General features: G+C 62.6%; 32 protein-coding genes and 2 pseudogenes. 12 read left to right on the top strand and 22 right to left on the bottom strand.

Going from position 1 to position 26117, the window contains the following annotated elements; all coding sequences use genetic code 11:
- Nucleotides 1-203: 203 nt before the first annotated feature.
- On the bottom strand, nucleotides 204-437 hold the full coding sequence (locus AC1D2O_RS35950) for a hypothetical protein (RefSeq protein ID WP_477650573.1): 234 nt from the start codon (nucleotides 435-437) through the stop codon (nucleotides 204-206).
- Between the two features lie 223 nt (nucleotides 438-660).
- Nucleotides 661-882, bottom strand: coding sequence for a hypothetical protein (locus AC1D2O_RS35955; protein WP_478158779.1), 222 nt, complete (start codon nucleotides 880-882; stop codon nucleotides 661-663).
- 203 nt (nucleotides 883-1085) lie between these two features.
- Between AC1D2O_RS35955 and AC1D2O_RS35960 the strand changes: the two genes are divergently transcribed.
- The 3 genes from AC1D2O_RS35960 (at nucleotide 1086) to AC1D2O_RS35970 (ending at nucleotide 2054) form a co-directional block, all read left to right on the top strand.
- A complete protein-coding gene (locus AC1D2O_RS35960; RefSeq protein ID WP_477650571.1) occupies nucleotides 1086-1301 on the top strand; it encodes a hypothetical protein in 216 nt (71 codons plus the stop codon).
- On the top strand, nucleotides 1301-1831 hold the full coding sequence (locus tag AC1D2O_RS35965) for a thermonuclease family protein (protein ID WP_477650570.1): 531 nt from the start codon (nucleotides 1301-1303) through the stop codon (nucleotides 1829-1831). The genes AC1D2O_RS35960 and AC1D2O_RS35965 overlap by 1 nt, the downstream gene beginning before the upstream one ends.
- A gap of 85 nt (nucleotides 1832-1916) precedes the next feature.
- Entirely contained in the window at nucleotides 1917-2054 is a 138-nt protein-coding gene (locus tag AC1D2O_RS35970) for a hypothetical protein (RefSeq protein ID WP_477650569.1), read from the top strand.
- A 314-nt stretch (nucleotides 2055-2368) separates the two neighbouring features.
- Here AC1D2O_RS35970 and AC1D2O_RS35975 read toward each other — a convergent pair whose 3' ends face one another.
- Nucleotides 2369-2617, bottom strand: a complete 249-nt coding sequence (locus AC1D2O_RS35975; protein WP_477650568.1) for a hypothetical protein — start codon at nucleotides 2615-2617, stop codon at nucleotides 2369-2371.
- Nucleotides 2618-3748: 1131 nt separating this feature from the next.
- On the opposite strand from AC1D2O_RS35975, the gene AC1D2O_RS35980 reads away from it, so the two are divergent.
- On the top strand, nucleotides 3749-5278 hold the full coding sequence (locus tag AC1D2O_RS35980; RefSeq protein ID WP_478158780.1) for a P-loop ATPase, Sll1717 family: 1530 nt from the start codon (nucleotides 3749-3751) through the stop codon (nucleotides 5276-5278).
- Nucleotides 5279-5548: 270 nt separating this feature from the next.
- Here AC1D2O_RS35980 and AC1D2O_RS35985 read toward each other — a convergent pair whose 3' ends face one another.
- Nucleotides 5549-6202 carry a DUF4124 domain-containing protein gene (locus AC1D2O_RS35985; RefSeq protein ID WP_477650743.1) on the bottom strand — a complete coding sequence of 218 codons (654 nt, stop codon included), beginning with the start codon at nucleotides 6200-6202 and terminating at the stop codon, nucleotides 5549-5551.
- 249 nt (nucleotides 6203-6451) lie between these two features.
- Here AC1D2O_RS35985 and AC1D2O_RS35990 point away from each other — a divergent pair.
- The 4 genes and pseudogenes from AC1D2O_RS35990 to AC1D2O_RS36005 form a co-directional block, all read left to right on the top strand.
- A pseudogene (locus AC1D2O_RS35990) lies at nucleotides 6452-6631 on the top strand (helix-turn-helix domain-containing protein); the annotation flags it as partial.
- Between the two features lie 294 nt (nucleotides 6632-6925).
- Nucleotides 6926-7156: a helix-turn-helix domain-containing protein gene (locus AC1D2O_RS35995; RefSeq protein ID WP_478158793.1), complete on the top strand. Its 231-nt coding sequence runs from the start codon at nucleotides 6926-6928 to the stop codon at nucleotides 7154-7156.
- The gene (locus tag AC1D2O_RS36000; RefSeq protein WP_478158781.1) at nucleotides 7153-7425 is read left to right on the top strand and encodes a helix-turn-helix domain-containing protein; all 273 of its coding nucleotides are present in this window, start codon (nucleotides 7153-7155) and stop codon (nucleotides 7423-7425) included. The genes AC1D2O_RS35995 and AC1D2O_RS36000 overlap by 4 nt, the downstream gene beginning before the upstream one ends.
- An 808-nt stretch (nucleotides 7426-8233) precedes the next feature.
- Nucleotides 8234-8587 carry a S24 family peptidase gene (locus AC1D2O_RS36005; RefSeq protein WP_477650834.1) on the top strand — a complete coding sequence of 118 codons (354 nt, stop codon included), beginning with the start codon at nucleotides 8234-8236 and terminating at the stop codon, nucleotides 8585-8587.
- Nucleotides 8588-8707: 120 nt separating this feature from the next.
- On the opposite strand, the gene AC1D2O_RS36010 is transcribed toward AC1D2O_RS36005, so the two are convergent.
- From AC1D2O_RS36010 to AC1D2O_RS36035, 6 genes are all read right to left on the bottom strand, one after another.
- Nucleotides 8708-9016 carry a hypothetical protein gene (locus AC1D2O_RS36010; protein WP_477650261.1) on the bottom strand — a complete coding sequence of 103 codons (309 nt, stop codon included), beginning with the start codon at nucleotides 9014-9016 and terminating at the stop codon, nucleotides 8708-8710.
- A 191-nt stretch (nucleotides 9017-9207) separates the two neighbouring features.
- On the bottom strand, nucleotides 9208-9990 hold the full coding sequence (locus tag AC1D2O_RS36015; RefSeq protein WP_477650260.1) for an abortive infection system antitoxin AbiGi family protein: 783 nt from the start codon (nucleotides 9988-9990) through the stop codon (nucleotides 9208-9210).
- Between the two features lie 35 nt (nucleotides 9991-10025).
- Nucleotides 10026-10217 carry a hypothetical protein gene (locus AC1D2O_RS36020; protein WP_477650259.1) on the bottom strand — a complete coding sequence of 64 codons (192 nt, stop codon included), beginning with the start codon at nucleotides 10215-10217 and terminating at the stop codon, nucleotides 10026-10028.
- Between the two features lie 168 nt (nucleotides 10218-10385).
- A complete protein-coding gene (locus AC1D2O_RS36025) occupies nucleotides 10386-10964 on the bottom strand; it encodes a hypothetical protein (protein ID WP_478158782.1) in 579 nt (192 codons plus the stop codon).
- A gap of 383 nt (nucleotides 10965-11347) precedes the next feature.
- On the bottom strand, nucleotides 11348-11665 hold the full coding sequence (locus AC1D2O_RS36030; protein ID WP_477650258.1) for a hypothetical protein: 318 nt from the start codon (nucleotides 11663-11665) through the stop codon (nucleotides 11348-11350).
- A 196-nt stretch (nucleotides 11666-11861) separates the two neighbouring features.
- Nucleotides 11862-12236 carry a response regulator transcription factor gene (locus AC1D2O_RS36035; RefSeq protein WP_477650257.1) on the bottom strand — a complete coding sequence of 125 codons (375 nt, stop codon included), beginning with the start codon at nucleotides 12234-12236 and terminating at the stop codon, nucleotides 11862-11864.
- 350 nt (nucleotides 12237-12586) lie between these two features.
- On the opposite strand from AC1D2O_RS36035, the gene AC1D2O_RS36040 reads away from it, so the two are divergent.
- A complete protein-coding gene (locus AC1D2O_RS36040; protein WP_478158783.1) occupies nucleotides 12587-13954 on the top strand; it encodes a DUF1800 domain-containing protein in 1368 nt (455 codons plus the stop codon).
- A 2-nt stretch (nucleotides 13955-13956) separates the two neighbouring features.
- Nucleotides 13957-15105, top strand: a complete 1149-nt coding sequence (locus tag AC1D2O_RS36045; RefSeq protein WP_478158784.1) for a DUF1501 domain-containing protein — start codon at nucleotides 13957-13959, stop codon at nucleotides 15103-15105.
- 103 nt (nucleotides 15106-15208) lie between these two features.
- Here AC1D2O_RS36045 and AC1D2O_RS36050 read toward each other — a convergent pair whose 3' ends face one another.
- From AC1D2O_RS36050 to AC1D2O_RS36105, 12 genes are all read right to left on the bottom strand, one after another.
- On the bottom strand, nucleotides 15209-15388 hold the full coding sequence (locus AC1D2O_RS36050; RefSeq protein ID WP_478092923.1) for a hypothetical protein: 180 nt from the start codon (nucleotides 15386-15388) through the stop codon (nucleotides 15209-15211).
- 86 nt (nucleotides 15389-15474) lie between these two features.
- Complete coding sequence (locus AC1D2O_RS36055) at nucleotides 15475-16158, bottom strand: hypothetical protein (protein ID WP_478158785.1); 684 nt, start codon at nucleotides 16156-16158, stop codon at nucleotides 15475-15477.
- Nucleotides 16155-16832, bottom strand: a complete 678-nt coding sequence (locus tag AC1D2O_RS36060) for a hypothetical protein (protein WP_478092927.1) — start codon at nucleotides 16830-16832, stop codon at nucleotides 16155-16157. The genes AC1D2O_RS36055 and AC1D2O_RS36060 overlap by 4 nt, the downstream gene beginning before the upstream one ends.
- On the bottom strand, nucleotides 16832-17356 hold the full coding sequence (locus AC1D2O_RS36065; RefSeq protein WP_478158786.1) for a hypothetical protein: 525 nt from the start codon (nucleotides 17354-17356) through the stop codon (nucleotides 16832-16834). Before AC1D2O_RS36065 ends, AC1D2O_RS36060 begins: the two co-directional genes overlap by 1 nt.
- A gap of 122 nt (nucleotides 17357-17478) precedes the next feature.
- Entirely contained in the window at nucleotides 17479-18054 is a 576-nt protein-coding gene (locus tag AC1D2O_RS36070; protein ID WP_478092932.1) for a hypothetical protein, read from the bottom strand.
- Between the two features lie 72 nt (nucleotides 18055-18126).
- Nucleotides 18127-19479 (bottom strand): replicative DNA helicase, encoded by a 1353-nt coding sequence (locus AC1D2O_RS36075; protein ID WP_478158787.1) that lies wholly within the window; start codon nucleotides 19477-19479, stop codon nucleotides 18127-18129.
- Entirely contained in the window at nucleotides 19476-20324 is an 849-nt protein-coding gene (locus AC1D2O_RS36080; RefSeq protein WP_478092936.1) for a hypothetical protein, read from the bottom strand. The genes AC1D2O_RS36075 and AC1D2O_RS36080 overlap by 4 nt, the downstream gene beginning before the upstream one ends.
- Nucleotides 20324-20779 carry a hypothetical protein gene (locus tag AC1D2O_RS36085; protein WP_478158788.1) on the bottom strand — a complete coding sequence of 152 codons (456 nt, stop codon included), beginning with the start codon at nucleotides 20777-20779 and terminating at the stop codon, nucleotides 20324-20326. The genes AC1D2O_RS36080 and AC1D2O_RS36085 overlap by 1 nt, the downstream gene beginning before the upstream one ends.
- Nucleotides 20780-21028 (bottom strand): hypothetical protein, encoded by a 249-nt coding sequence (locus AC1D2O_RS36090; protein WP_477650750.1) that lies wholly within the window; start codon nucleotides 21026-21028, stop codon nucleotides 20780-20782. It abuts the gene before it with no gap.
- 152 nt (nucleotides 21029-21180) lie between these two features.
- The gene (locus AC1D2O_RS36095) at nucleotides 21181-21897 is read right to left on the bottom strand and encodes a hypothetical protein (protein ID WP_478158789.1); all 717 of its coding nucleotides are present in this window, start codon (nucleotides 21895-21897) and stop codon (nucleotides 21181-21183) included.
- 68 nt (nucleotides 21898-21965) lie between these two features.
- The gene (locus AC1D2O_RS36100; protein WP_478158790.1) at nucleotides 21966-23306 is read right to left on the bottom strand and encodes a tyrosine-type recombinase/integrase; all 1341 of its coding nucleotides are present in this window, start codon (nucleotides 23304-23306) and stop codon (nucleotides 21966-21968) included.
- A 306-nt stretch (nucleotides 23307-23612) separates the two neighbouring features.
- Nucleotides 23613-24902 (bottom strand): hypothetical protein, encoded by a 1290-nt coding sequence (locus tag AC1D2O_RS36105; RefSeq protein ID WP_478158791.1) that lies wholly within the window; start codon nucleotides 24900-24902, stop codon nucleotides 23613-23615.
- A gap of 136 nt (nucleotides 24903-25038) precedes the next feature.
- Here AC1D2O_RS36105 and AC1D2O_RS36110 point away from each other — a divergent pair.
- Nucleotides 25039-25341, top strand: a pseudogene (locus tag AC1D2O_RS36110) (tripartite tricarboxylate transporter substrate-binding protein); the annotation flags it as partial.
- A 225-nt stretch (nucleotides 25342-25566) separates the two neighbouring features.
- Nucleotides 25567-26117: outer membrane beta-barrel protein (locus AC1D2O_RS36115; RefSeq protein ID WP_478158792.1), on the top strand; the 551-nt coding region annotated here is incomplete at its 3' end.

Genomic DNA, 26117 nt, shown 5'->3' on the forward strand with positions numbered 1-26117 from the left:
TTGGCATTCACGCCGGCACTCGCGTGCCAGGCGCGATACCGAGGCGCCGGGCTGCCGACACAGTGCCACCAGTTCCGACTTCGCCGCTTCGTCGTACACGCTGCGTCCGTCGCTCTTGTGCCCCACCACCAGCCGGCGTTTGAGGGCTTCCAAATCGTCTGTCATTTACGTTCCCATGTTCATCTATGTGGGAACGTAGGCTGTCAGGTCACAGACCGCGGCTCAAGGACGTGGTTCATTGATCGCATACCCTTGGCCAGCGTCCAGATCGTCGCGCCGATGCACAGCAGAACCTCCATGTCGACCTGGTAGTTCTCGCTGTGCACGTCCAGGCGGTCGATCAGGACTGAGATGCGCGAGATCGCCTCGTCGGCAGGCAGCGCGCCGCCTGCCTCTGCCATTTCCACCACCGCCAGCATCACGTCCGTGCGGTTCATCGCGCAACTGTGCGCCTAGCGGACGACGGAGACAAGACGGGGAGGCGTCTACCAGCGCGCACCGGCCACATCGCCATCCGCGCCATGCACAACAGCACTCACCCAGAGATCGCGGCGCATGCACTGTCCAATTTTGGACTGTCCTCTTTCCAGCAGCAGATCGTCGGCATGCAGGGCACGTCGCCAATATGAACTCTGCGTGACTCAGAGCCCACACCCACGGTCAGGCGTCGACCTTGCGCGTGCTGACCAGCACCATGTCAACGGGCTTCTTGGCACGCTCCGCAGCATCGACGAGCAACTGGTTCGTCTTCTTCTGCTCCGCGATCAGTGTGCGCAACAGTGGCTTCGTGCCGAAGATCGCGAAGGGCATGCAGATCCAAAGTACCGCGATCACGGCCGCGGCCACCCACATCACCATCATCAGCCCGACCATGCTTTCCATCTTCCACTCCTCGTTGTTGGAGCGGAGATCGTACTGGGGCCTTGTTGAACCAGTCCATCATCGCCGCGACCAGTTCCAGCGTGCCGGTTCGATTCCGGCCCGGGGCACCACGAATTTAGGCGCGCAGGCGCCTACCCCTCCACCTCCGCAAAGTAGACCGTCCAGCCCCTGAGATACTTCGGCCAACTCTCGACATTTGACCGATGAATATGACTGACGAAATGCTCGTGGCCGCGATGAAGGAAGCGGTCAAACAGGGCCTGGTTCCGAAGTGCGCGGCCGGCGAAGAGGCGTACCTGAAGTACTGGCAGGCCGTCGAAGCCGTCGTGCGCGCAACGCTTGAGGCCGCGATCCGTTCTCGGCTAGAGGGCGACTCCGCCGCCCAGGCTATGCCAGCCGCGCAGGGTCAATTGCATTGATGATTCGCTCCCTCTCACTTCTCCTCCTGCTCGCCCTCCCCCTCGCCGTTTCCGCTGCGCCGCGCACCTGCCTTGTGGTCGGAGTTTCCGACGGCGACACGCTCAAGGTCCGCTGCGGCCAGCCCGGCAGCTACGAGGAAGTCAAGGTTCGCCTGCATGGGATCGACACCCCCGAAAGACGCCAGCCGTTTGGCGAGCGCGCCAAGCAGGCCATGTCCGACCTGGTCTATATGAAGAACGTCGACCTCGACTGCATCAAGACCGACCGGTACGGTCGCAGCGTGTGCAAGGTGATGGTGACGCCCGCCTCGGCACCGCGCGGGCCCAGGACGCTCGATGCCGGCTTCGCCATGGTCTCGGTCGGGATGGCCTGGTGGTACAGGGCCTACTCTCGGGACCAGACCGCCCAAGAGCGCGGGCAATATGAGTTCGCCGAGACGGAGGCCAAGGCGAAGCGCGTCGGGCTCTGGCGCGATGCCGACCCGGTGCCGCCTTGGGACTGGCGAAAGGCCCAGCGCGGCGCCGATTAGGGTTCTCCACTAGCCCCGTGGACAGACCTGTGGACAACAGCATGCGAAACATCGGGGATTGACTCCAGATGGGGCCGCCGACGCGATGCCTCAAAAACAGGCACCTCCGCAGACGCTCGACCGCTCGCCGGCCAAGGTGCGCAACCAGATCCATGCAATCTACGAAAAGCTCGCGGTCGTCAACGTGGCCGGGTTGATCGAGGCGCTGCGGCTCGCGGACTGAAGCGCTTCGCCACCTGTCGGACGCTAGAAGATATGACCTAGGGGAGGTGAACTCCCGGCGACCGCTCCCCAACAGGGAGGCAACGTGATCGTTGGATCAGCCCCAACGACCAGGGTCACAAGCCCGATGAAAAGAAGCAGAACGATGACCGTCCAACGCAGCCGTTTCGCCTTCCACACGGCAAGAATCATTACGGTGCCAATGCTGGCAGCTATGCCTATCGAAGCCTGGTCTTTCATGGCGCCGGATTATCGGCGGCGCTGGGCGGCAGCTTCGAATCAGGCTTGTGCATCCGGCTCATCAGCGGATGGCGGTCAAGCCGGAATTTCGCTCCGCCGCCATGAGGCCCCCGATCCGAAGTACCGCAGCGCCTTGTGGCCCAGCGGCGTCACCATGTGGACGCAGGCGGGTTGCGGCCGGCTCGTCCCCAGAGGCGGAAAGCTACAGATGATGTGGCCAGCTTTATGAAGGATTCGAAGTTCCTTGTGGACGGACGGATTGAAGATCTCAATCGGCGGCTCGGCATCAGCGAGCGCCTGTAGCAGTTCTAGCGGCATCGGCATGGCAGACTCCTCGAGCATTGGTCAGCACCTACCCAGACGGTCGGGAGCGGCGTTCGCCAGCATCGGGGAACCGCTCGGTTAAGAGCGGGGCCTCAGCGTCCCCTACCAGCGCCGGAGACCGCCACATTGCTGCCGAGGTTGTGCGATAGAAAAGCTAGCCTTCGTGAAAAACGCTGTCAATCGGACGGGGACCCCAGCCCTGCGTGGCCTTCATGCCAGGCGTCGATGAAGTCTCGCGCCTCGATGCATAGAGCAAGTTGAGCGCTCGATTGGTTCAAGCGCGAGGTGGACAGCCGGCGCTATGGCTCGCAAGCGCTCGTCGCGCCACAGATCGGCCGCCAACTCGTCAAGTTGATCAGGGTCCACAGTCCGCCATTGGCGGTGCAGCTGGTGGGCACAGACAGCAATCCAGTCGTCGCGTTCCATGGCATCAGCCCAGCAAAAGACTGTATGCTTATCCAGTATGCGAGTCAGGATGAAGCGGCGCTACAGGGGCGGCAAAAAGTTGAGCGATCGGGAGTTCGCTGATCAGGAGTGGGCCCGCGGCATGCTGGTGCTCGACCACAAGATGGGGCGGACCCGCCTCGGCCTCTACGTGTCAGTCCCGGGCCAGAGGCAACCAGCGTTTGGCATCTTGTGGGCGCCGACCTTGGTAGCTTGCGCCTCCGACACGATCAGCTTCTCAGGGATCGAGCATGAGCATGGGAAGTTCGTGCACCAGACTTGGTACTGCGAGACGCGGAACGCCGGGTAGCATGACGCCGCACGCAGCAGCCCATCATGAGCGCGACGCGAACATGGAACTGCTTCGGCGCGCAGACGRCTTCATTGACTCAGTGACGCTGGAACTGTCCGCCGAAGCCGCCTTGGCCCAGCTGGCCAGCGTGCTCATGCGAGGGTAGGATGCCGCCGCGCGAACACGGCACCAGCGCAAGGAGTGCGCCGCTCCGGCCCGGCCGTCACCCCGAGTGCCTTCCGCACTGTGGCGGCGCAGCAACGGCGGGCAACTTTGATGCTTGCGGTTCAAACGCGATTTTTTGGGGAACTGAGCAAAAGGCCCCCCCACAAACCCTAGGATTGCTCCAAAATTTCAGGTGTCAAAATGCAACAAGCATCTGAGTAAAAATCCCAATGAGCAATATTTCAGTTRATCCTCCTGCCCCGCCCCTTTCTCGCCGCGACATACTGAAATCCGCGAGCTTCGGAAGCAGAGTAGCCGAAGATGAAAATGACCAACTTCAATCATATTTTGTCGAAACGAAGCAGTGGTCCAAACTTATCCAGGGCTCAGCTGACATTGTTTTTGGATCGAAAGGAGCAGGAAAAAGCGCACTCTATTCTCTTTTAGTACGTCAGAAGGAGGAGCTCAGGTTAAATCGTCGCATCATCGTGCTCGCCGCCGAAAATACCCGTGGTAGTCCGGTTTTTCGAGATTTAATCACCGCACCGCCGCCCAGCGAGGAACAGTTGCGTGCAATGTGGAAATTATATTTCCTTTGCATACTTGCAGAATACGTGCGCCATGCTCTAAAGGAAATGAAACTGACTTACGCACCGGCGGAGGCAGTTTTCAGTTTACTCAGCAATAATAAATTGCTCCCCCCTAGCGGCACAGAGCTAATGCAAAAGCTCAAGGCCGTGATGGAGTACGTATCAAGACGATTTCCAACTCTGGAAGCCGCAATCACTGAGCCAAACAGCGGTGTCTCTCTCTCCGGAAAGATCACATTCGCCGAACCGACCGAAGAGCAGCGTGCTTTTGGATATAGATCGGTGGACGATCTGCTGAAAGCCGTCAATCAAAGCATGGAAGTAGTGAAGATCCAAGCTTGGCTGGTGCTCGACAGGCTGGACGTGGCCTTTGCAGAGTCTCCTGAGCTGGAAGGAAACGCTTTGCGCGCGCTTTTTCGCTGTTATCTAGATTTTTCCAATTTTGAATCGTTTAGATTAAAAATATTTCTTCGTGATGACATTTGGTCGAAGCTCGTTAAAGACGGATTTCGCGAGGCAAGTCACATTACGCGGAACATTTTGATCACTTGGGATCAACCGGCGTTGGTTAATTTAATCATTCGTCGACTGCTAAATAATCCCGCAATTTGCAATTACTACAACGTAGTGCCGGCAGAAGTACTGGGGAGCACGCCAATGCAACTAGATTTCTTTCATCGCGTATTTCCAGATCAAATTGATATTGGCCAAAAAAGGCCACAAACAATTGATTGGATGCTTTCTAGAACGGCCGATGGCACTAAGCGAACGGCGCCACGCGAACTCATCCATCTTTTGCTTGCTTCGCAAGATGAGCAGCTCAAACAATATGAACTTGGAAGTGCCGGTCCTGCTGAACCATGGCTCTTTGAAAGAAATGCCATTAGCGGCGCCGTGCCTGAGGTTTCGATGGCACGCTATTCGCAAACATTATGCGCAGAACACCCCAGTCTCAAGCCGTTGATGGACAAGTTGGAGCGCGGCAAAACGCAGCAAACACCCACGTCCTTGGCAAAACTCTGGGGCATGAGCGAAGCGGATGCGACAGAAAGGGCCGATACGTTGACGGAAGTGGGGTTTTTCGAACGCAAAGGGTCTAATGCCGCGCCAGCGTATCACGTACCGTTCCTGTACCGCGATGCGTTAAAACTCAGGCAGGGATCTGCCTGAAAGCCCCGCCCACGCTGGCGACGCCCACCGGCGCAGTGGCGGCGCAGCAACAGGATGATCCTCGCGGGGATTGGCCCGTAGGTGCCGACCGAAAGTGCGGGTGCAAACCCGGCCGCAATTTACTCCTGGAACTATTCTGCGACGCTGCGCAGCTTACGGGCCGACTGGTTGTAGTCCGTCGGCGTAGCGCTCGCAGGTGGCGCCAGCAATGGCGAGTTAACCCACCAGCCGCAGCCCTCCTCTTTGTTACCGGGCCAGCGCCGGGCCGCGTCAGTTGCAATTGACGAAGTTGCCGTTCGTCGTGCAGAACTTGCCGTCACTGCGGACGAACCTGCTGCCGTCTCCGGTTCGGTTGTAGCGATTGCCTGCATTGTCCCAGCAGCCACCAGCGTTGCAGTTCGTCATCGAGGTCGGCTGCGCCTTACGGGCAGCCTGCTCAGCGGCCAGGCGATCCCGTTCATCGCGCTGCCGATCCTCTGCACTACTTCCGCCGGTGTATCCCTTGCGCGGCGACCAGGTTGGATTGGTCGCACGGCTTCCGCCGATGCATCCTTTGCGTGGCGTCCATGTGTCGCACGACGTGGGGTTGCTGTTCGCAGCAGTCGACCGTTCGGCTTCCGCTACGGGTTCTTGATCGGATTCGTACTCCCGTTCTGCCTCGCGCGCCCGTGGTGGCCCATCGATTGCGTCACGCTGTTGCCGCAGAGTGCGCGAGAGGCTCTCTCGGTGCGACTGGGCGCTATAGGCGTCCATCTCAGCGTTCTTTTCAGTTGCCTGTCTGCCCAGTAGCTGGCCGCCCCTCTGGTCGGCCGCACAAGGCTGCTCGGAGTACACCGTCTTGCCTTTGGTATCGACGCACTTGTTCACTTGGGCGCTGGCGCCGCTCGCGATGACCAGCATCAGCACAAATACACAGCATTTCATCCCTCGCTCCTTCATTGCCTGCGCGCGTAACCGCACGTCTCTGGCTTTTCCTCACTGCATCTATTCTGGCCGCTGCGTGGCGAGCACGCCCTGAGGCATTGAAGCCTCTGCGTTTCGTACGCCTGAATGCGTGGCGCCACGGAGGCGAAGCAGGGTGCGCGGAGCATTGCGCCCGACTTCCCTGCCAGGGTTGATCGATGATCCCCAATCACAGTAGACTTCCGTCGCCCCCCGAACCAAGGCAGATACATGACAAGTATCGATCGCGGCGTCTTGCATGCCGACAGCAACGAACCTGCGTTGCTGACGGTCCGGGAACTAGCGGCACTATTGAATTGCGAGCCAAAAACGGTCGAGGACGCAGCCCGTTCGGGACGCTTGCCTGGATTCAAGTACGAACGCTCCTGGGTCTTTCCTCGGACTGCAGTGGTGCAGGCGCTCCACGAGGAAGCAATGCGCAATCTGATGCCCAGGCAACCGCGAATAAGACCGCAGCCCTTGGCAGCGCTGGTGGGCAAAACGCCCGAACAGGTTCGCGCCAGACCAGGCAGAAGAACCCCGCTGCCGACATTGATCGACTTCAGGGATATTGAACCCCGCGTACAGGCGACAGAGGGTCCTGCGCAACGTTCGGTCGCTTCCATGCCGGACTCTTCGCCCCTCCGCGACGGCTTACCTGTCCCCGTTCGAAGGCACGTTCGACAACATTCCCAGCACACGCCCATGAACCCCATCAGCCGCGTGCGCGAACGCCTCGGCGTCACGCAGGAAACGCTGGCCGAAGGCATCGGTTGCACGCAGGGCAACATCGGCCACTACGAGCGCGGTCAATCCATACCGCCGGCCCGCGCGCGTCGCTTGATCGCCTTCGCCGCCGCGTGTGGCCACGTCGTCACCTTCGACGACATCTATGCCGAGCCCAACGACACTCCCCATGAAAGGGATACACGATGAATCCGATGTTGACTGCTGAAGAGGTGGCCGCCTACCTCGACTGCGAGCCCTCGACCGTTGAGGAAGCGGCGCGCAGCGGCCGGCTGCCGGGAGTGAAGTTCGGACGCTCGTGGCGTTTCCCGCAAAGCGCCCTACTGGAAGCGCTGCACAACGAAGCGATGGAGACCGCGAAGAAGAACCGCGCGCTGCCTCCGGTGGCCGTCATGAAGCCGACGGGGCGCAAGTCCCGCCGCAGCCCGCTCCCGACGCTGATCGACTTCCGCACATAGACGAACCGATTGGAGAGATCCTCGCCGCGCAGCGAGAGGTAGCGCAGCATCATGGTCATGCCGGTCCAACCCCATGATCTTCCGACGGCAGCGGCCCTCATAGTCGCGGCCATCAGCGCCGGGTAGCCACCGTCTGCGGCACCGCGGGAGCGCTTGTCAGCCTTGCCTCTTCGGCATCCACATATCGACGCTGGTCGATCTGCTCCTCCGGCCGCTGCATGTGCTCCTGTGGGCGATTCCGCACCGTGGTGATCGTTCGCCAACGCGTGGGAATTTTGGGCCCTCAAGAGGCCCTCGCTTGCTCAGCCGGCAAAAGGCACTATGCGGCGACCAGCAATGCACTTTTGCACGAGATTGGTTTGTGATTTACATTAATCAAATGGCAGAACCAAAGCAAACCCGAGGAGGCGTTCGCCCTGGCAGCGGGAGGAAGCCGCTCCCTGAGGGCGAATCCATGATCCCGGTGATGGTGCGAATGAAGCCGACACAGAAAGAAAAACTCGACCGGCTCGGCGGCGCGGCTTGGGTCCGCGATCGCATCGACAAGGCGAAGGAGTCAATGGAATGATCGCCGCCCCTCACGGCGAGCTGATGCTCAGTTCCGAACATCAGCGATGTGAGGCAGAAAAGGCGACGGCCAGGATGCAACGAACACCCCGACCGTCTAACCACAACGTGCAACTACCTTGGAAGGAACGCACAAATGGCTACTCAGAAGTCTACCAACTCACACCCCCGCCCCGCTGTGACCTTGCCCGCGGAAGCGAGAGTCTTGGCGGCTGCGCCCAATCGACCAAGCGGATGGGAAATGAAGAAAGAGCGTGCCCCAATCGCCTTCGAAATGGCCGGCGAACATCTGCTACGTATGCGTGGCCATCAAATGGCCCCAGCTATTCGCGATGGTTGGTTCGTCGTTGTGTCGCCTGGCGCTGCGCTGGCAGTCGGCGAGTATGTCTCGGTCGTTCTGCACACGGGCGAACGGCTGGTACGCGAGCTTCTCAGTCACGGCGCCGACGCCATTGAACTTGCCACGGTCAATGGCCGGCTTGAACGCACGATCGCAGTCGAGGAGATCGCCCATATCCACGCCGTCTCGGCGATCATGGGTCCGAGCCAGTTGCAAGCATCGAGGGACCCAAGGACCGACTGGGCGCGGGCCTGAGGGAGACGTAGCGGGCTTCGAGCGCGCGGCGGTGAGACACCCGTTCTGAACCGGGCACGACCTGCGGCACGCCTACGAAGGAAGCCTGCCACGGGCGGGGGGTCGAACGGCCCAGGACGACTACCAACCCTCACGTTTGTAGCGCGCCGCCAGGTCGTAGTAGTCACCGCGCACCTCATCCACATAGAGGAGCCATGCGCCATAAACCACGATCGCAGCCGCCAAGACAACCAGCCCGAGCGCGATCCACAGCGCAGCGGCGGGCGCGCCTGCTTTCGCGCCCGCCGCCGATATCGACAGGACCACGTCAAAAACGGTTGCAAACCCCCAAGCCAGCGCAAGAGGTACAACCGCAAACATGGCGGTCACAGCACCCCGCCACTTGCCGAATTTGTGGGCCATGCGTCCCGTGTCCAGCAGTTCAAGCATCGTGTGATTCCAAACTATCAGTGTGGCGTGATGGTAGCTCGACTATGGCCAAGCTTCGGGCAAGAAAGCCCGATGGCCGGCGGGTGCCTGTAGATCAGGGAGGTATCGCGGCCATGGTCATACCAGGTGTCACTGCGTTTGGTTCAGCACGACCTGCAGAACTCTTCTGTTCAACTCCGCGAAGCCGTTGGTTACGGCCAGCTCACGTCTATGATGCGACCCTGCAAGGCTGGGAACTCCGATTGGATCCTTGTTCGGTGTAACGGTGCCGCATGAATATGCACGATGTCTTCGAGCTTGAACGGCCATTGGCCCACGAGCCGCCACTCCCGCTCCATGTAGAAGTTGTCCTGGTGGTCCTCTGGTAAATCCGCATCAAAGGGCTTGATGTACGCCAACAGATCCATTTCGAGGATGCGCTTCAGAGCCCGTAGAAGTTGCTGCTCGTCCTTCGGAATCTTGCCCATTCCACGCGGTGCCTTGGCGGGGTCTAGGAGCTCTGCCAGAGATACTGAAATGCCCTCAGCTTGGTCGTCGATCCGTTCTGCGTAGTGCGCTCTGAAGCCTTTGTAGATGGCCTCGAGATCTCGCAGCATCGTCCTGCCGAAAATGCCATCCCAATCCTCCTTGAAGGTCGGCACGTATGCCACAGGTCGGGCGCCCCACTTCAACAACTCGGCGCGCGCAAAGCTGAGTCCGAAACGACCGTAGCGCGAAACGTGTGGCCCAAGTGACTCGGCCGGAATATCCGCGAAGCACGTGATATGCGGAGAGATCAGTTGCTCATCGAGCAGCGACGCATCCGGGCGCACCGTTACGCTGCGCGGCCCATGCCCTGCTTTGTCATGAGGAGGGAATGAAATGCAACCGGAGCGGAGGATCTTCAGTAGCGTTTCGCAATTGCGATCGTCGTCCGCGGGGGCCGCGCGGCCGACGAAATGGAAGAGCGCGCTGGACGTGTAAGGTTGTCTCATGACCCAAGCATAGTCAAGGCGCCTCCGGAAGCCCTCTACCCACCCGGCGTCGTAGGCCACTGCCCCATTGCTGGCCCCGGAACGACATCCCCCTCGGGAAATCCATCCTTGATCGCCACCGAGAAATAGCTCGAGAACGCGGCGAGCTCCTCATAGGCAGCGGAATACTCGCTCGCCTGGCTGTGCAAGGTCTTCGCTGCCCCGCCCCACATTGTGGTTGTAGACATTCTGGCGCTTGTCAGGATTGTTGAGGTTCGTCGTCATGAACAGACGCTCGCCCGTCGGCCGAGTCGCATCGAACATCGTGAGCCCGTGCGAAGCAATGTTTCGCTTGTCCCCAAGCAATTTCAGCTTGCTACTGATCGCTTTCCATCGCGATCCACGGTGCAGGAGCTTCAGACTTCGACAGCGCGGCACTGCACATGTCGAGACGGACGCGAAAACCTTGAGGGACATGAAAGGCCGCCACTGCTCCTGGGTGATGTGCCACTCGAAGTGCGTGCTCGAAGACTTGAACCAAGCCCGACTCGATAAATTGCCACTCGGCGAGAGCTCGACCGAGCGCAGCCGAATAGCCAATGCTTTCCTCGGGCGTCGGAGCTAAAGGCCGCACGGCCTGGCTGGTCGAAGACCTCGACGCCTGGGGCCGCAAGTGCCCCGACTCCGAACCGCTCCCGCCCGAAAACAGCGGCTACGGCCGTGGCGGAAAGTCCGCCTGAGAGAGAAGCGATCGCGGAGCCGTCGCTCTGCTCGGACTGCTCGGCAGAGAGGCGCAGGGCCTGCGACATCGTCTGCGGGATCTGCATCGGCGCGGTGGCTTCCAACTCCTGCCAGCGGTCGACCAGCGTGGCGGTGAACTCCGGCGACAGCTGCGCGACGACCACGTAGCTGTCGCGCTTTCCCACGCGGTAGACCTCGATCGTCTTCGGGTCGGGGCCGGGATTCGACACTTCCTGCAATGCAGGGAGTGCCATCACACCTCGGGCAGCGAGGCGTTCGATCGAGGCGGAACTCCGGATATTCCTGACCGTTTTGGGGGGTGTCTCCAAAGACGGGTATACCCCTCTTCGGCCAAGCCAAGCTCCACGAACACCGGGTAAGACTGGCCGTTCTGCGGTTCATGGTGGGTATCCTGAAATTTCAGGACACCCCCCCTCGCCGTGCAGTTCGACAAGCATCTTGCGGATGTCCAGCGGTAATGGCGATCTGATTCATGCAACCTCCTGGCGGGCTTCGTTGAAGGCCTCGGCGAACGTGCACGTGCTCGCTATCTGACTGACGGGCGCAGGTTCGACTACTGGACGCGCCGCCCAGATTGATGGTGCGTTGTCCGCTTGGTTGACGCCGTCCACGGGGGTTAGTCCTCGTCGGGCATCCCCAGGTTCGCCAGGCCCTGCATCAGTTCCAAGTGCGCCAGATACCCGGGCGTCCTTTTCATCCGCGGCGTCTGCTCGGGTTCTTCGGGCGGGAACAGGTACAGCTCACGGGACGCTTCCCACGCCTCCTGCCACGTCGCGCCCTGCGTCGTCAGCGCGCGGATCCCCTCGGCCGTCGCGGTCGCCGCTTCGGTCAGCGCCTGCTCGAGCTTGCCCGTCTTCAGCAGACGCCGGTACTTCCGGGGTTGGTGCTCCATCCAGTGGGCTCTGGCCTGCGCCATCCAGGTTGCGTGTTGCATTTCGACCTTTCGCTGATCCAGTATGCGCGCGATCGAAGATCAAGTTGCCGGTTGTCGAGGCCGCGGCGATTCAATGCGAGCCCGTCAATCATCCTGCGGGGGAGGCGCTACGCTTGAGGCCCAGCGGCTCAGAACGGCCACGAGCGGAGATCCGCTGCACGACCCCAATTCCCCCCAACCGATGTGGCTTGCCGCGTCAGTCGGCGTTTCGACGTAATGCCTGGCCTATCGCGTCCAGCAGCAACTCCCGCGGATAGGGCTTTTGCAGGAAGTCCACTGCGCCGTCTCGGATGGCCTGGACGGCCTTCGGGATGTCGACGCTGCCGCTGATGAACACAATCGGTATTTGAGCGCCCATCTCGCGCAGGCGCGCCTGCAGCGCCAGTCCATCCATGCGCGGCATGCGCAGGTCCAACACCAGGCAGCCGCGCCAAGTAGCGTCGAAGGCCGCCAGGAACTCGAACGCCGAGCTGAAGACCGCGGCCGCGAGCCCGACCGCGATGACCAACTCTCGTATCGAGTCGCGGCAAGCGTCGTCGTCGTCAACGATGAAAACAGTGGGTTCGCTCACGGTCCCAGGTGCTGAAGCCGTCCAAAATTGAAGCAGGTGCCTCGCACCGTCCGGCTCCGGATGCCCAAAGGGCCTCACGGTAACCTCGGCTTGGGGATTTGGATACTGCCCTTTGGTGCAGTGCATCACGGGCTCGGCAGGCCTCTCCTCCGAGAGCCAGCTGCCCGGTTCCACCCGTGGCTTCAGCCGGAAGGGCAGAATGCGGTCACGAGCCGCAATTCGCCGACGGGGCTCAACTGCCCCGATAGCTGATTGTCGGGTGCGCTCGCACCCTCTGGATTGGCTCGGCTTTACACGGCCTTCATTTGCGCGACACTTGCCTTTGCAAGTCGCAGCACCACAATGACGCCATGGGTGCTCCAGCGATTGCCTTGAACCGCTTCGGCCTCGGCGCTCGTCCCGACGAGCCCCCGCCGGATCATCCGCAGCGATGGCTTCTGTCGCAGTTGGACAAGTACGAGGCGCTGCCGGCGTCTTGGACGCCTGTTGCACACACGCCCGATCTGCTGCAGGTCTGGCTGGCGCAGCAGAGTGCCGTGAGACAGGCGCCGCAGGACCAGCGCAGCGGTATTCGGGAGGCCTACCTGCGCAAGGGACGAGCCGAGTACGGGGCGGCCGTGGGTGCCCGCACCGACAGCGCCTTGCAGACCATGGCACCTTTCGTGGAGCGACTCGTTCACTTCTGGTCCAACCACTTCGCGGTCTCGGTGGACAAGTTGCTGGTGGTGGGGCTGGCCGGCGGTTTCGAGGCCGACGCCATTCGCCCGAACGTGTTGGGCCGCTTCGAAGACCTGCTCCTGGCCGCCGTCTGCCATCCGGCAATGCTGCTTTACCTGGACCAGGCGCAATCGATTGGACCGGGCAGCTTGGCCGGCCAACGGGCGCAGAACACAGGGCAGCGCGGCCGCGGACTGAACGAGAACCTGGCCCGCGAAATCCTGGAATTGCACACGCTGGGCGTTCGAAGCGGCTATACCCAGGAGGACGTGACCGAGTTCGCGCGGGCACTTACCGGCTGGACGCTTCCGAGCGATGACTCCGGCGCGCCAACGCAAGCCACCTTCCGCTTCGTGCGCGCCTTGCATGAGCCGGGTGCGCGGACCGTGCTCGGTCGTAGCTATGCCGACGGCGGCGAACAGCAGGCCCGCGCCATCCTCCACGATCTGGTCGCTGCTCCGGCGACCGCGCACCACATCGCCACCAAGCTGGCCCGCCACTTCGCCGCCGACGATCCCCCGCCCGCGCTGGTCCAGCGCCTTGCCGACACCTTCTCGCGCAGCGGCGGAGACCTGCCCAGCGTGTACCGAGAACTGGTGGCGTCTCCAGAGGCCTGGCGGCCCGCGTCCGCCAAGTTCAAGTCGCCCTGGGACTGGGGCATATCCAGCCTGCGCGCCATTGGACGCCGCGAGCTGTCGGCGACGGAGTCCATCAGCTTGATGAACCAGCTCGGCCAGCCGGTTTGGCGACCCGGCTCGCCGGCCGGTTACGACGACGTGTCCGCTACATGGGCTGCGCCGGACGCGCTGATTCGACGGGTGGAGACGGCGCAGCGCTTCGCCCAGCAGGCGGGCAACACGGTCGATGCCAGGAGCCTCGCACCCCGCGTGCTGCCTGGTGACGCGCTCAGCGCAAGCACGGCAGGCGCCATCTCGCGCGCCGACAACGGCGGCACGGCGTTGGCGCTGCTGCTGGTCGCCCCCGAGTTCCTGAGGAGATAGCAATGAGCCTGGACCGACGCGGATTCCTGGGCGCGGCCGCGCTGCTGGCCGCCCCCGGAGTGCTCTTTGCGCAAGCGGCCACCGAGCGCCGCTTCATCTTCATCATCCAGCGCGGCGCGGCCGACGGTCTGAACACCCTCATCCCATACGCCGATCCGGCCTATGCCAGCGCGCGCGGCGCACTGGCGATCGACGCCGCCAGCGCATTGAAGCTGGATGGCACCTTCGCGCTGCATCCCTCGTTGGCGAGCCTCCGCGACCTGTACGCGGCAGGACAGGCCAGCTTCTTTCACGCGGTCGCCTCGCCCTACCGCGACCGCTCGCACTTCGACGGACAAAATGTGCTGGAGACCGGCGGCAGGGCGCCGTACCAGGTCAAGGACGGCTGGATGAACCGGCTGCTGGCCGTGCTGCCGCGCAGCGGCAAGGAGGCCATCGCATTCTCGCCAGCCATTCCGATGGCGCTTCGTGGCAGCGTAGAGGTCACGTCCTACGCGCGCTCGAACCTTCCGGAGCTCGAAGAGGACTTGATGTTGCGCGTGGATCAGCTCTACGCCAAGGATGGACAGCTGCACGCGCTGTGGGCTGCCGCCCTGGAGGCGCGCGGCATGGCCGGTGAGATGGGCGCTGACGCGAAACGCCAGTCCGCAACCGCCCTCGGCGGCATGGCAGCCGGCTTCCTCGGTCGCACGGACGGCCCTCGCATCGCAATGATCGAGACCGGCGGCTGGGACACGCACAGCGGCCAGAACGCGCGCCTGGCGACGCAGCTCAAGAACCTCGACGGCCTGATTGCCGGATTGCGCGAGGGACTGGGAGCCACGTGGGACAAGACGGTGATCCTGGTGGCGACGGAGTTCGGGCGGACCGTGGCGGCCAATGGCACGGGCGGCACCGACCACGGCACCGGTGCGGTAGCGATGCTGATCGGCGGCGCCGTGCAGGGCGGGTGCATCGTGGCGGATTGGCCCGGGCTCTCAAGCGCCAACCTGCTCGAAGGCCGCGATCTGAAGCCCACGCTGGCACTCGACGCATTGGTCACTGCAGCATGTGCGGAAAGCTTCGCGCTGGAGCAGGACCGGATTTCGAAGGTGCTCTTCCCCTATGGGGCCGCGCAAGGCAAGCCCATGCCTCGCCTGCTGCGCGCGTGAGCGAGCGGCACCGGCTGACCTACCGCTTTGGAGCGAGGCGGAGGTCCGTTGGGGGGCCCAAAACGGCTGTACTGGGCTCGCATAGACCGGACGCTGGCGAACGTCAGCAACCTTGAGAACAGCGTTGCAGACCCGGTACTGGTGGGTAGTACGGCCAAGGCTTGTCGCGGTATTCCTCACTTTGAGGAGCACCGATCGCCCCGCTCTCCGCGAGCGATTCGATGGTGTTCTTGACGTTGTCGTGGCGCTTGTCGGTCAACTTCGCGATCTTGCGGCTGGGCATGCGAGCGCCGATCAGCTATCGAGGTTCATTGGGTCTTCTGTGGTGTAGCGACGTGGTCGTGTGTGACTGGCTTGGGCAGTTCTCGGTCATGTGTCATCGGTCTCCATCTTCGCGCGAGCCTTGAAGATCAATGTGGCCAGGCGGCTTGCGCGCTCGGCATCGGTCAGGACGGTCGCAGGCGGGAGGCCTCCCCCGTCATCCGACTTGATCCCGAAGGCCTCGCGCTGCATGCGCACACCCTTTTCCAACATCTCAACAAGCTTCTTGGCTGAGTCGACGCGACCCGCCGTGCTGAGTGCCTTTCGGTATCCCTCATTCAGAAGGTCGCGGCGTTGGCGCCCGGTCTCGGCGTCGGTGCTGGACTCGTCCATCAGTTCGCCGAGCTTGGCAAACAGTTCGACGTTGTCGGTCTGCGCCTCAATCTCACCAAACAGCTTGCGGCAGAGGTCCAAGGAGCGCTGGATGTCGGAGCGCTGGCTCATGTGAACATGGAACACGGCGCCCGCGTTGGCGTCGACGACCACGTGTTCCGGGACGCGCGTTTTGGTGCGCACCTCGCTGCGCACCGCGGCACTACGCACCAGCGCGTCCGCCTTGGCTTGGATCCTTGCGCCAAGGTCGCGCGCCCAGTCCTCCTTGTTCGCGCGCTTGCGGATGGTGGACTCGGCTACGCCGTGCTCGCCTGCGATCGTGCGCAGCGACTTGATGCCGGCGCGGTAGTCTGCCTCGATGACCGGCCAGTCTGTTACCGGGTGCTTCGCTTCGCTCATGGCGTGGCCGCCTCGTCGTCGTCCGGCAGGTCATGCACCACCGGCATGCTGCTGCGGCCGATCTTGGCCAGCAGCGATGCCAGAGAATCGGAGTCACCGGCCTGCTGGCCGGACTCGATGTTGTACGCCTCGCGCTCACCCCTGCGTACCTTCTCGTCGATCTCGGTCAGCTTCTTGAGCGACTCGACGCGGCTGGGCAGCGCAATGATGCGTTGCAGTAGGTCGTTTCGCTTGTCGATGCCGCTCTCCCCTGGGTCGCGGGCGACCTCAACGATCTGGGTCAGCAGATCGATCTGGCTGGTCTGAGCCTCGATCTCATCGAGCATCGTGTCGCGAATGCTGGAGATCCGACCGAGGCCTTTCCGGTGCCCGAGGACGACATCAACCCGGACGGTGGCGGCCGCTTTGATTTCAAAGCTATCGGGGGTTGCATTCTCCGATTGCTTTCTTCCGATTGCATTTCCGCTGGCTTTCGCAGTCGCCTTCAAGAGCATGTTGTCAGCTCGTGCTCGAACCTCCGCGGCCTTGTCTTGAACCCATTCATGCTTCTCAGCACGGCGGCCGATGGTGCTCGCCTGGACACCATGCTCGGCGGCCAGTTGCTTGTTGGACTTCTGGCCGAGGCGGTACTCCCGCTCGATCGCGTCCCAGTCAATATCCGAACGGCGGCCCATCAGTGCACCTGCCCTTTGGCTTCCGCATGCACGTCGGCGAGGTGCGACGCGCCAGCGGCGAACTGATTGATGCTGTTTGCTGCGGCGGAAAGATGTCGCTCCAGAGGGCCCCACGGCAAGGGCGTGACGTTCGCCGCCAAGCAGGCGTCTTCGATCAGGGCATCGAGCAGCAAATCTCCGGCCGCGGACCACAGCAATGCCGCACGCACCGGTACCTTCGCGCCAAACATCAAAGCGAGTTGGGCCGCACACAGAGAAGCGTCGCCGATCCCTGCCACAACGTGGTCATGACCACGGCCGCCATCTTTCGCAATGATCACCATCATGCTGCCATCGAAGTGGCTGATGACCAGGTCAGCACGACCCCAAAGCAGCTTGAAATCGCATGTCAGGGTATCGGTCGACGGGTCGAACGGGATGCGGTCCTCATAGATTTTCACGGTGGAAGCAGACGAGCAGAACAGGAGAACAAGGGCGGATTCGCCCCCGTCCTCGACCGCGTGTTTGAGCATTTCAATGGTCATGAGTGAATTCCTGGAATGTGAGAAGGCGAGGCCCCGAAGGTTGCGATGCGTTTTTCATCGGGCCATGCTATTGAGAACGGCAGCGGTGGGCGACCTCTATGGGGGGACACGATGCTCCCGGCTCACTGGATGGGGTGGACCTCGCCACGGTAGAGGGCCTCCGGGTTGATGTGCTGGCCTACAAACGCGTCGACCTCCTCGACGGCCACGCCGAGCTTTTCGGCGATCTGCTGCACGCTGAAGACCGGCTCGCCGTCTTCGTTGACGTGCGTGGCCGGCGGGACAAGCCCTGACTGCTCCACCAGGGCATCAGCCTCGGCGCGATAGCGTGGCGGTGCAGTGCGCATCAGCCGCACGAACAGTCCGGCGTGCTCCGGGCCGTCCAGCGCTTCGTCGCCCTCGGCGCGGCGGATGTCACCGACTCGCTTCAGCAGCGCGAAGAACTCGGCATAGTCGTGGCGCTCGATCTGATTCGCCGCCCAGGCACGCCACTCCTTCGCGGCACCCGGCTTGCTCTCTTCGAGCAGCGTGTAGTAACTTTCAGGCGCCAGGGTCAGCATGCGCGCGAACTTGAACGTGTGGCACTCATTTTCGATGGCGGCCTCGCCCTGCTCGCGCAGGACAGTCATCATCTCGGCCAGGAGAGCCCGGTACTCAGGGTTGAGCTGTTCCGGCTCGCCGGTCACTTTTTCAGTCATAGTTTCTCCAGTTAAATTTGGGTTGACCGTGGTGCCGGGTCGTTTGGTGGGGGATGCTTGGGCTCGGCTGGGTCACAGGTCGCCGCCTTTCGCACGAGCATTACGAGTGGGCGCCGGCCCTTCCCAGCCATCGAAACGCGTCTGGTCGCCGATGTAGCTCAGGCTCAGCACGCCGCACCGGCCCTGGCGGTTCTTCGCCACGCTCACCTTGGCGTAGTACTGCCACTCTGGCCCGAGATCGGGCTTGGCCTGGATCGGCCGGTTGATGAACAGGATGATGTCGGCGTCCTGCTCGATGGCGCCCGAATCGCGCAGATCGCTGAGGCCCGCGGTCTGGTCGACCCGCTCCTCCACCTTGCGGTTGACCTGCGCCAGGCACACCACGGCAATGTCGAGCTCCTTGGCCAGCGTCTTCAGGCCACGGCTGATTTCCTCGAGCTGGTAGGCGCGCGACTGCTTCCCGTCCAGGCCCGACATGAGCCCGATGTAGTCCACGATCAGCACCTTCAAGCCGCGCAGGCGCTTCACGTTCCGGGCCTTCGCGCGCACCTGGTTGATGTTCAGGCCGCCTTGGTCCGACACCGCGAAGTTCAGGTTGCGCGCGCGATCCACACCATCCACCACGCGATCCCACTGCAGGCCGGCCCCGAGATTCGGGCGCTTGACCGCCGACAGGCTGACGCCGCCAATCATGGCCGTCAGGCGGTCGCGCACCTCCGTGTGCGGCATTTCCATCGACAGCATCGCCACCGCGTAGCGCTCGGCCATGTTGATGCCGATGGTCATGGCCAACGCGGTCTTGCCCTGGCTCGGCCGCGCGCCGATGATGACCAGCTCGCCGGGGCGGATGCCGCCCTCAAGGTATTCGTCCAGGTCGGCCAGGCCGGTGGCCATCGCAGTCGTCTTGCCGGACGCCCGGTCCTCCAGCAACGACGTGTGCAGCGCCATGCCTTCGGCCGCTCCGATCCACTCGTCGCGCGGCGCCTCGCCGATCAGCTTGACAAGTTGGCCTTGGGCGTCCTCGATGCGCTCCTCGATGCTGCGCTCGTGGTCCTGTGCCAGTTCCGTGACCGCGCTGCTCACTGCCATCAACTGCCGGCTCTGGTAGCGCTCCACGATCAGAGCCGCATAGCGCCTCACGTTGGCCGCGCTCGGCACGTACTGCGCCAGCGCGTTCAACTCGGCGAACGCCTTGGGGTCTTTGAGCGCTGTGCCGGTCGTCACCACGTCGCACTGCTTGCCGGCGACGATCTGGCGCGAGATCTCGGCGAAGAACGTGCGGTTGCGGTCGGAGTAGAAGTGCTCGGTCTTCACGGTGTCGCCAATCCGGTCCCAGGCGCCGTTGTCCAACAGCAGAGCGCCGATCAGGCTGTGCTCGGCCTCCAGCACGGCCATGGCGGCGACGGCTTGATGGTCGTGCTTCACGCTGCCACCTCCGCGGTCTTCTCGATCACGTGCTTCAGGCCCTTTTCCGTGAGCAGGAAATCGAGGTCGCAGCGCCAACCCTCATGCCCCGACGCCTTCTGCCCACGTCCCATCAGAAAGTCGTTGTCGCGCGCCCGGTCGAAGTAATCGCGAAACCACGTCATCGCCTGTTCTGCAGTCTGAGCGCGGCGGCTGCCGTCCAGCTTGGTCGTGGTCAAAACCCAGCGCCAGCGCTTCGACAGCTCCCGCTTGCGCGAGTCATTCATCAAACGAACAGCCGGCAGTTCAGGCAGAACCTCGTGGTACAGGTCGACGATCGCCTGGGTCTTGCACGGCGGCAGTCCGCTGCCGACAGAGGCGATAGCCTCTTTATCTTCCTCTCCCTTCCATTCCTCTCCCTTCCATTCCGGGGTCGAGGCCGCGTCGATGATTCGACGATCGTTCGACGAATGCTCGTCGAACGCCCTGGGAGTCGGTGCCGATTCATCACTGACCGCGCGGCGCGCAGTGGCCGATTCACCGGAGAAAGGCGGGTGCTTGAACGTCGGCTTGTCGATGCGCTGGTGGTGCCAGCCAGTGACGTGCCAGAAGACTTTGCTGCCGGCCTCGTAGGTCATCAGCAGCTCCTGACCGAGCATTTCGGCCACGAGGGATTCCACGTTGGTCGCCGCGATGTCGTCGGACGGGAAGACCTCGGCCTTCAGCGTGCGAGCGCTGGCCGGGTGGTTGCCACCGTCGTCGCAGAAGTTCCACAAGCCAATGAACGCGAGGCGAGCGAGCGGCGAGAGGTTCATCACCTGCTCGCTGGTCCACGTCTCCGGCTTGATCGTGCGAATGCGGGCCATTAGGCACGACCTCCCGACGGTGCCGCACGCGTCACGAACTGGGCGGAAAGGCGCTCCGTTCGCACCATCGCCCGGTCCCAGGCCGCGGCCAACTCGGTGTCACCCAACGCCGTCGCGCGAGACAGAGCGTCGCGATAATGCGAGATCCGGCGCGTGCGGCCGGCGATCTGGCGGTAGGTGAGACGGTTCACGTCGCCCTCCTCGATCTGGGCGAGGAATGCGCGAACGTCGTTCCAGTGGGTGAAGCTCCGGGACTGGCCCGAGCGGCGCACAACGAACGTCACGCGGCCATCGTCGGCGCGAACGCTGCTCTGCAGGGCGTGGCCCTTGACGGCGAACTTCTCGGCGTCCGTTGCGGTAGTGGCGCTCGGTGCGACAATCGGGCCGTTTTCAGTGCTTTGATCTGCGACTTGCCCGGCTGCCACCGGGCTTTCGCTTTTCTGGGGTGCCGTCATTTAAGCCACCTCGAGCAAACGGCGGATGTCGGCGACGGGCCATGCGAGGCGGCCATGCACGCGGATCGGACGAATCGGACCGTTATCCAGACAGGCCCAGCCGCGCATGGTCTGCGGGCGGCGGTCCAAGTAATAGCCGGCCTGTTCGGTCGGCACCGTGGGGCGGGTCACGGCTTCCAGCGGCGGATACCGCTGGGGCTCAGAAGCAGCGCGGCGGATGGTCGCGCTGCGAAGGGGTGCGATTTGCATAGAGGCTCCAAACACCAGCGAATGCCGATGTATGGAGTCCCATTCTTTTCACACAGGGTCGACGCGCCAGCATCCTTCCCTTTGCAAGGCGCTATTTCCCTTGTTTCCTTCTTATTTCCTTCTCATCTCCATCTGGTGCCAGCGAGCGATGGTCACTGCGCTGTATCCAGGCGCTGTATGAGGTTGTCTATGCGATCCTGGATTTGCCCGATGCCGGCGGTCTTTTCGCCATCCGGCCCGTTCGCAGGATAGTCCACGCTGCCAGCATGCACGCGGGTGATTCGAGGCGGCTTATCGGTCGACCAAGCGTCGAGGACTGCCCGAGCCTTGGGCGGAGGCGCCGTCTTGTCGGCCAAGAGCAAATAGCCGTGTAGCGCACGGCGTAGGTCATCGGCTCGGCCAAGCTCCTTCGGACTCCAAAGCACTGGGGCCGCACTTGGTGCACTGATCGGAGCCGTCTCAGCGTCGACCGTCTGGCTCTGAGCGTCGCCGCGACGTTCGGGTCGGAGAAACTGATAAGCCGACGGACGGCCAATCGCCTGAACCCAGCGATGAAGCTCCTCACGGGAGACGAAGAGTTCGTGGTCCGCCTCACCAACCGGAAGGACATTCAAGGTCTCTGCCTTTGGATGATCGGGATGCTCCTGTTCGCCATTTCGATATTTGCGCCCCATGGCCTCAGCGAACAAAAGTCGTTTGAACACCGGCCGCGCGCCCGCTGGAAGCTCATGGGCTATGTCCCCCAACTTGCTCACCCGCTTTTGAATCACAGGCTCGCCTGCAATCAGGCACGCAGCCTCATGAAGTCGAAAAGTGTCCCAGTAGTCCCAGCCGACAGTCATCAACGCACCCCTTCCGGTGCCCTTCATCAGGAGCCCCAGCGGGCGGGTGAAGGTGACCCGCTTTTCAGCCGCTAAACCTAGCTGGGGCGAAACGTTCAGGCGGCTCTCTTCCGGAGAACCGTCACATTGCTGACACGCCCTTCGGCCGCCGCATCAAAATCGAATGGCACGCCAGCCGTCTCCAAGATGAACCGCTCGACCTGTGCCATGTAAGGCCGAAGTTGGTCGATGGTCCGGGGCTTGTACTTCTCCGACATGCTACCCGGCCGATGGCCCATGATTTGCGCGATGGCGCCTGCCGGGCAGCCCGCGGCCTCGCCCATGAGCGCAAACGTGCGACGCAAGCCATGGATCGTGACGTGCGGGAGCCCGCCACGAGTGAGCACCTCGGCGTGGGCGCTGCGCGGATCGGCGATACGACCCGACTTCGCAACTGGCGCCGCGAAGACATGCGGGTTGTCCGCGACGCGAGGCAGGTTGTGGAGCAGCTGGTGAAGGTACGGCGCGAGAGGCAGCGTCCGTGTGTCGCCAACCTTGTCCGCAATTGTGAGCCGCCCCCAGCGGAAGTCGATGTCGGCCCACTTGAGCGCTGCCAGCTCTTCGCGCCGAGCGCCGGTCAGCAGAAGTCCTTGCAGGTAAGTGCCAGCGGTCGTGTTCCGCAACTGGCCCACGCCCGCAAACCAAGTCTCCAACTGCGCCTCCTCGATTGCGTCAGTGCGCCGGCTCCCAGCGCCTGAGTGAAGCGCGTCTTGTACTTTCGCATCTCGAGCCGCTAGCGGATCGACGATCCCGTCGTACTCGTCCTGAGTACTGCACCAGCGCAGGAAACCCGAGAACATTTGGACGGCGCGCGCCGCCTGCACCGGGCCGCGTTCCGCTTGACGCTGGTGCCACGCGCGCAAGCTCTTCGGATTGATGTCTTTCAGACCGGTCGAGAGCAGCGCCGCGATCGGGCCAGGCAACGTCACGCCCTTGCCCCGCTTCTTTGGCTCGCCACCAATCGACGCCATTTTGTGCAAGTCGACCAGGTAGCGAGGCTTCCATGCTGCCTTTTTCTTGGGCTTCCCGCGGGCCAAATATGTGAGCCACGCTTCGCCGACCGTCACCGCCTGTTGCCGCTCGGCGTCACGCTTCGCCACGTCGGCCGCGACGACCTCGGCCTTTACCTCGCGCGGGTCGCGACCTTCATCAATTTGACGCTGCAGTTCCCTCGACTTGGCTTGCGCGTCCGGGATGCGCCACGCCTGGGCGTCGCCGATCGTGATGCGCAGGCTCTTGCCCTGATAAACGCTCTGGAAGATGAAGGCCGGCGTCCCTCGTGGCGTGGCGCGAAGGCCGAGCCCAGGCGCTTTGCTATCCCATAGGAACGCCTGCGCCTTGTCAGGCGGGCACGAGAAGCCGGCGACGCGCGGCGCTGTGAGTGCAATTTTTGCCATGGAGGGATTCTCTTACATCGGCCCCGGAAGTAACGGAGGATGTAAGAGAATTTTTGATATTCAGATCAACAACGAGGAATCCATGGCGCTAACTCCAAGGCCTTTCCCTCTGTAAATTCACTCGAACATCAACAAAGATCAACAAACATCCATCCACTTATCTGCTCATTCGTAATGAGAAGGTCGGGTGTTCGATTCATCTCTCCGGCACCAAACAAAAGCCCCTGATTCGCAAGAGTCAGGGGCTTTTTGCATTTGTCGGCACAGATCGCAGATGCCTCCCCACCTTCTGCTGCAGCCCGGCCTTCAGTTGGCGTTCTTCTTGGGACGTCCAGCTTTCAGCGGGGACAGCGAATCGACCGCACCATGCAGTTGGGCGTCGGTGAGTCGTTGAAGCGCCTGCAGCCCGGCTCGCAGAAGTTCATTCTTCTTGACGGGCCGCCTGAAACCTAACGCGCGGACCTTGAGGACGGCAATCAGCTCGAAGTCCTGTTCGGGCATTGTGAAATCGTCACGCACGAGCTTGGCTTTGATTTTGGCGTCCGGGGACAGCGTATCGAGCGCTCTATGCAGTTGGGTGTCGGTGAGGGTTGTTGAAAGGGCCTGCAGCCCGGCTCGCAGAAGTTCATTCTTCTTGACGGGACGCTTGAAACCTAGCGTGCGGTCCTTGAGGACGGCTATCAGCCTGAAGTCCTGCTTGGGCATCGCGAAACGGTCGCGCACGAGCTTCGCTCTTGTCTTGGCGTCGTCGCGCACAGCATCGGGCGTGGCTGCGCGGAAGGAGATCGTATTTGCCGGTTCTTCCGCAATACGGGGTGAAACTGGTGGCGGCGCGACCACGGCCTTCACTGCCTTGGCCCTCGAAGGTCCAGCCTTCTTCGCTGTCATCATCTTCTGGGGCAGCGCGGCGGCCTTGACGCCGACTTTGGTCGGTGCCGTCCTCTTGGTCGGTGTCACCTTCTTGGCCGGTGCTGCCTTCCTCGTCGGTGCCGCCTTCTTGGTCGGTGCCGGCTTCTTGGCCGGTACTGCCTTCTTGGCCGGTGCAACCTTCCTGGTCGGTGCCGCCTTCTTGGCCGGTACTGCCTTCTTGGCCGGTGCCGCCTTCTTGGCCGGTGCGGCCTTCTTGGCCGATGCTGCCTTCTTGGCCGGGGCCGCCTTCTTGGTCGGTGCTGCCTTCTCGGCTGATGCTGCCTTCTTGGCCGGTGCCGCCTTGTTGGCCGGTGCTGCCTTCTTGGTCGGTGCCGCCTTCTTGGTCGGTGCCGCCTTCTTGGCCGGTGCCGCCTTCTTGGCCGGCGTCGCCCTTTCTGCCGAGGACGGAGTGACCACCGATTGTGTCGGCACGGGCGTTCGAGACGATGGCGTCTTGGCGGCCGGCTCGCTGGTGGCGGCTACTTCGACACTGGGCCACGGCGCCTTGTTGAACTCCAACACCTCATGAGCCACCAGCACCTCGGCCGGCGGGTTCGATGCCAGTTCCGTTGCGACAGGGATTGCAGCCTCTGCCGGCGGCTGGACCGGCGGACCGACCACTGCCGGCTCGGTTGCGTCGTTGGGCTCGGAAACCGATGGGCCGTTGGTCGCGCTGATGGAAATCATCAAATGTCTCCAAGCAATGATTCAGTGATCGACACGGCATTTTGGTCGCCTTGAGTACCTCCATCAATGGTTTGCGCCCCTCGCATAGGTCCCCATGACGCGTAGAGGCCGAAGCGCGTGGGCTGCGATGGACGCCGATGCACGCGCCATTGCGGTGTCAACCAAGAAGCGGACAACGGCCCTGCCGGACGTGCCGACGGCGGATGAACAGGGTCTCAAGGGCTATGACGCCAACGCGAATGGCGGCTTCCTGGCGCCTGCGGGCACGCCCAGGGCGATCGTCAACAAGCTCAATGCGGAGATCAACGCTGCCCTGAAGAGGCCCGACGTGCGGACCAAGCTGGAGGCTGCCGGCATCGAAATCCAGGGCGGAACGCCGCAGGAGTACGCCGCGCTGATCAAGTCAGACCGCTCCCGAACGTTCAAGCGAAGCGCTTGAAAGCTGCGAATCTGCAAGCGTCTCCAACGCAGCCGCGGTGCAACAACCGCGCGGCGCGGCACGCTGAAATATGTGAAACCAAAGGTGCCCTGCGCCTGCTGTGCGGACGATCCAGTCAGTCGCGTGCACGCAATATGCCGGCTTGCCCATCCATCTTTCGGCCTATTGGCTTGGACTGAAGCTCTCATCAACACTGACCCCGTACTACTACGTGAGGAGGTTTTCATGTTCGATCGACGCACCTTCGCGGCTTGCTGTGTGCTTGCCATCCCGTATGGCGCCTGCCTTGCGCAGACCACGTACACAGCGGACCAGTACTTCGATGACCGCTGGTACATCACGCCCTTCGGTGTCTACGTCCATCCGGACGGTGACCGCAACGCCGACAACGGCTGGGGCGGAGGCTTGTCCATTGGCAAGCCGATCAGCCCCAGCTGGAACATCGAGTTGCGTGGCCAGTACGAGGAGCTCGACGGCAACGTCGGCACCGGCTTTGGCGTCTTCAACAGCACGAACAAGTACAAGAACTGGAGCGGCACGCTCGATGCGCAGTGGTTCTTCCTGGGCCGCCAGGGGATCAACCGCTGGCAGTCGAACAGCGTGCACCCCTATCTCGTGGGCGGGATCGGTGCCATCGACAACAAGGTGGAGAGGGCGTTCGGCATCAACGACAGCCACTCGAGCTTCATGGCCAACGCGGGCGTTGGCATCGTCTGGCCGTTCTCCTCCTGGGGCCGCATGGTGGCCGACGCACGCTACCGCTATGTCGACAACGC

The organism is Variovorax sp. P1_G12, from assembly GCF_056405555.1.

Bases quoted from the DNA above. Each gene is read 5' to 3' on its own strand.
- AC1D2O_RS35950 (WP_477650573.1), bottom strand. From the start codon at position 437: ATGAACCGCACGGACGTGATGCTGGCGGTGGTGGAAATGGCAGAGGCA.
- AC1D2O_RS35955 (WP_478158779.1), bottom strand. From the start codon at position 882: ATGGAAAGCATGGTCGGGCTGATGATGGTGATGTGGGTGGCCGCGGCC.
- AC1D2O_RS35960 (WP_477650571.1), top strand. From the start codon at position 1,086: ATGAATATGACTGACGAAATGCTCGTGGCCGCGATGAAGGAAGCGGTC.
- AC1D2O_RS35965 (WP_477650570.1), top strand. From the start codon at position 1,301: ATGATTCGCTCCCTCTCACTTCTCCTCCTGCTCGCCCTCCCCCTCGCC.
- AC1D2O_RS35970 (WP_477650569.1), top strand. From the start codon at position 1,917: ATGCCTCAAAAACAGGCACCTCCGCAGACGCTCGACCGCTCGCCGGCC.
- AC1D2O_RS35975 (WP_477650568.1), bottom strand. From the start codon at position 2,617: ATGCCGATGCCGCTAGAACTGCTACAGGCGCTCGCTGATGCCGAGCCG.
- AC1D2O_RS35985 (WP_477650743.1), bottom strand. From the start codon at position 6,202: ATGAAATGCTGTGTATTTGTGCTGATGCTGGTCATCGCGAGCGGCGCC.
- AC1D2O_RS35995 (WP_478158793.1), top strand. From the start codon at position 6,926: ATGAACCCCATCAGCCGCGTGCGCGAACGCCTCGGCGTCACGCAGGAA.
- AC1D2O_RS36000 (WP_478158781.1), top strand. From the start codon at position 7,153: ATGAATCCGATGTTGACTGCTGAAGAGGTGGCCGCCTACCTCGACTGC.
- AC1D2O_RS36005 (WP_477650834.1), top strand. From the start codon at position 8,234: ATGAAGAAAGAGCGTGCCCCAATCGCCTTCGAAATGGCCGGCGAACAT.
- AC1D2O_RS36010 (WP_477650261.1), bottom strand. From the start codon at position 9,016: ATGCTTGAACTGCTGGACACGGGACGCATGGCCCACAAATTCGGCAAG.
- AC1D2O_RS36015 (WP_477650260.1), bottom strand. From the start codon at position 9,990: ATGAGACAACCTTACACGTCCAGCGCGCTCTTCCATTTCGTCGGCCGC.
- AC1D2O_RS36020 (WP_477650259.1), bottom strand. From the start codon at position 10,217: ATGTCTACAACCACAATGTGGGGCGGGGCAGCGAAGACCTTGCACAGC.
- AC1D2O_RS36025 (WP_478158782.1), bottom strand. From the start codon at position 10,964: ATGGCACTCCCTGCATTGCAGGAAGTGTCGAATCCCGGCCCCGACCCG.
- AC1D2O_RS36030 (WP_477650258.1), bottom strand. From the start codon at position 11,665: ATGCAACACGCAACCTGGATGGCGCAGGCCAGAGCCCACTGGATGGAG.
- AC1D2O_RS36040 (WP_478158783.1), top strand. From the start codon at position 12,587: ATGGGTGCTCCAGCGATTGCCTTGAACCGCTTCGGCCTCGGCGCTCGT.
- AC1D2O_RS36045 (WP_478158784.1), top strand. From the start codon at position 13,957: ATGAGCCTGGACCGACGCGGATTCCTGGGCGCGGCCGCGCTGCTGGCC.
- AC1D2O_RS36050 (WP_478092923.1), bottom strand. From the start codon at position 15,388: ATGCCCAGCCGCAAGATCGCGAAGTTGACCGACAAGCGCCACGACAAC.
- AC1D2O_RS36055 (WP_478158785.1), bottom strand. From the start codon at position 16,158: ATGAGCGAAGCGAAGCACCCGGTAACAGACTGGCCGGTCATCGAGGCA.
- AC1D2O_RS36060 (WP_478092927.1), bottom strand. From the start codon at position 16,832: ATGGGCCGCCGTTCGGATATTGACTGGGACGCGATCGAGCGGGAGTAC.
- AC1D2O_RS36065 (WP_478158786.1), bottom strand. From the start codon at position 17,356: ATGACCATTGAAATGCTCAAACACGCGGTCGAGGACGGGGGCGAATCC.
- AC1D2O_RS36070 (WP_478092932.1), bottom strand. From the start codon at position 18,054: ATGACTGAAAAAGTGACCGGCGAGCCGGAACAGCTCAACCCTGAGTAC.
- AC1D2O_RS36080 (WP_478092936.1), bottom strand. From the start codon at position 20,324: ATGGCCCGCATTCGCACGATCAAGCCGGAGACGTGGACCAGCGAGCAG.
- AC1D2O_RS36085 (WP_478158788.1), bottom strand. From the start codon at position 20,779: ATGACGGCACCCCAGAAAAGCGAAAGCCCGGTGGCAGCCGGGCAAGTC.
- AC1D2O_RS36090 (WP_477650750.1), bottom strand. From the start codon at position 21,028: ATGCAAATCGCACCCCTTCGCAGCGCGACCATCCGCCGCGCTGCTTCT.
- AC1D2O_RS36095 (WP_478158789.1), bottom strand. From the start codon at position 21,897: ATGAAGGGCACCGGAAGGGGTGCGTTGATGACTGTCGGCTGGGACTAC.
- AC1D2O_RS36100 (WP_478158790.1), bottom strand. From the start codon at position 23,306: ATGGCAAAAATTGCACTCACAGCGCCGCGCGTCGCCGGCTTCTCGTGC.
- AC1D2O_RS36105 (WP_478158791.1), bottom strand. From the start codon at position 24,902: ATGATTTCCATCAGCGCGACCAACGGCCCATCGGTTTCCGAGCCCAAC.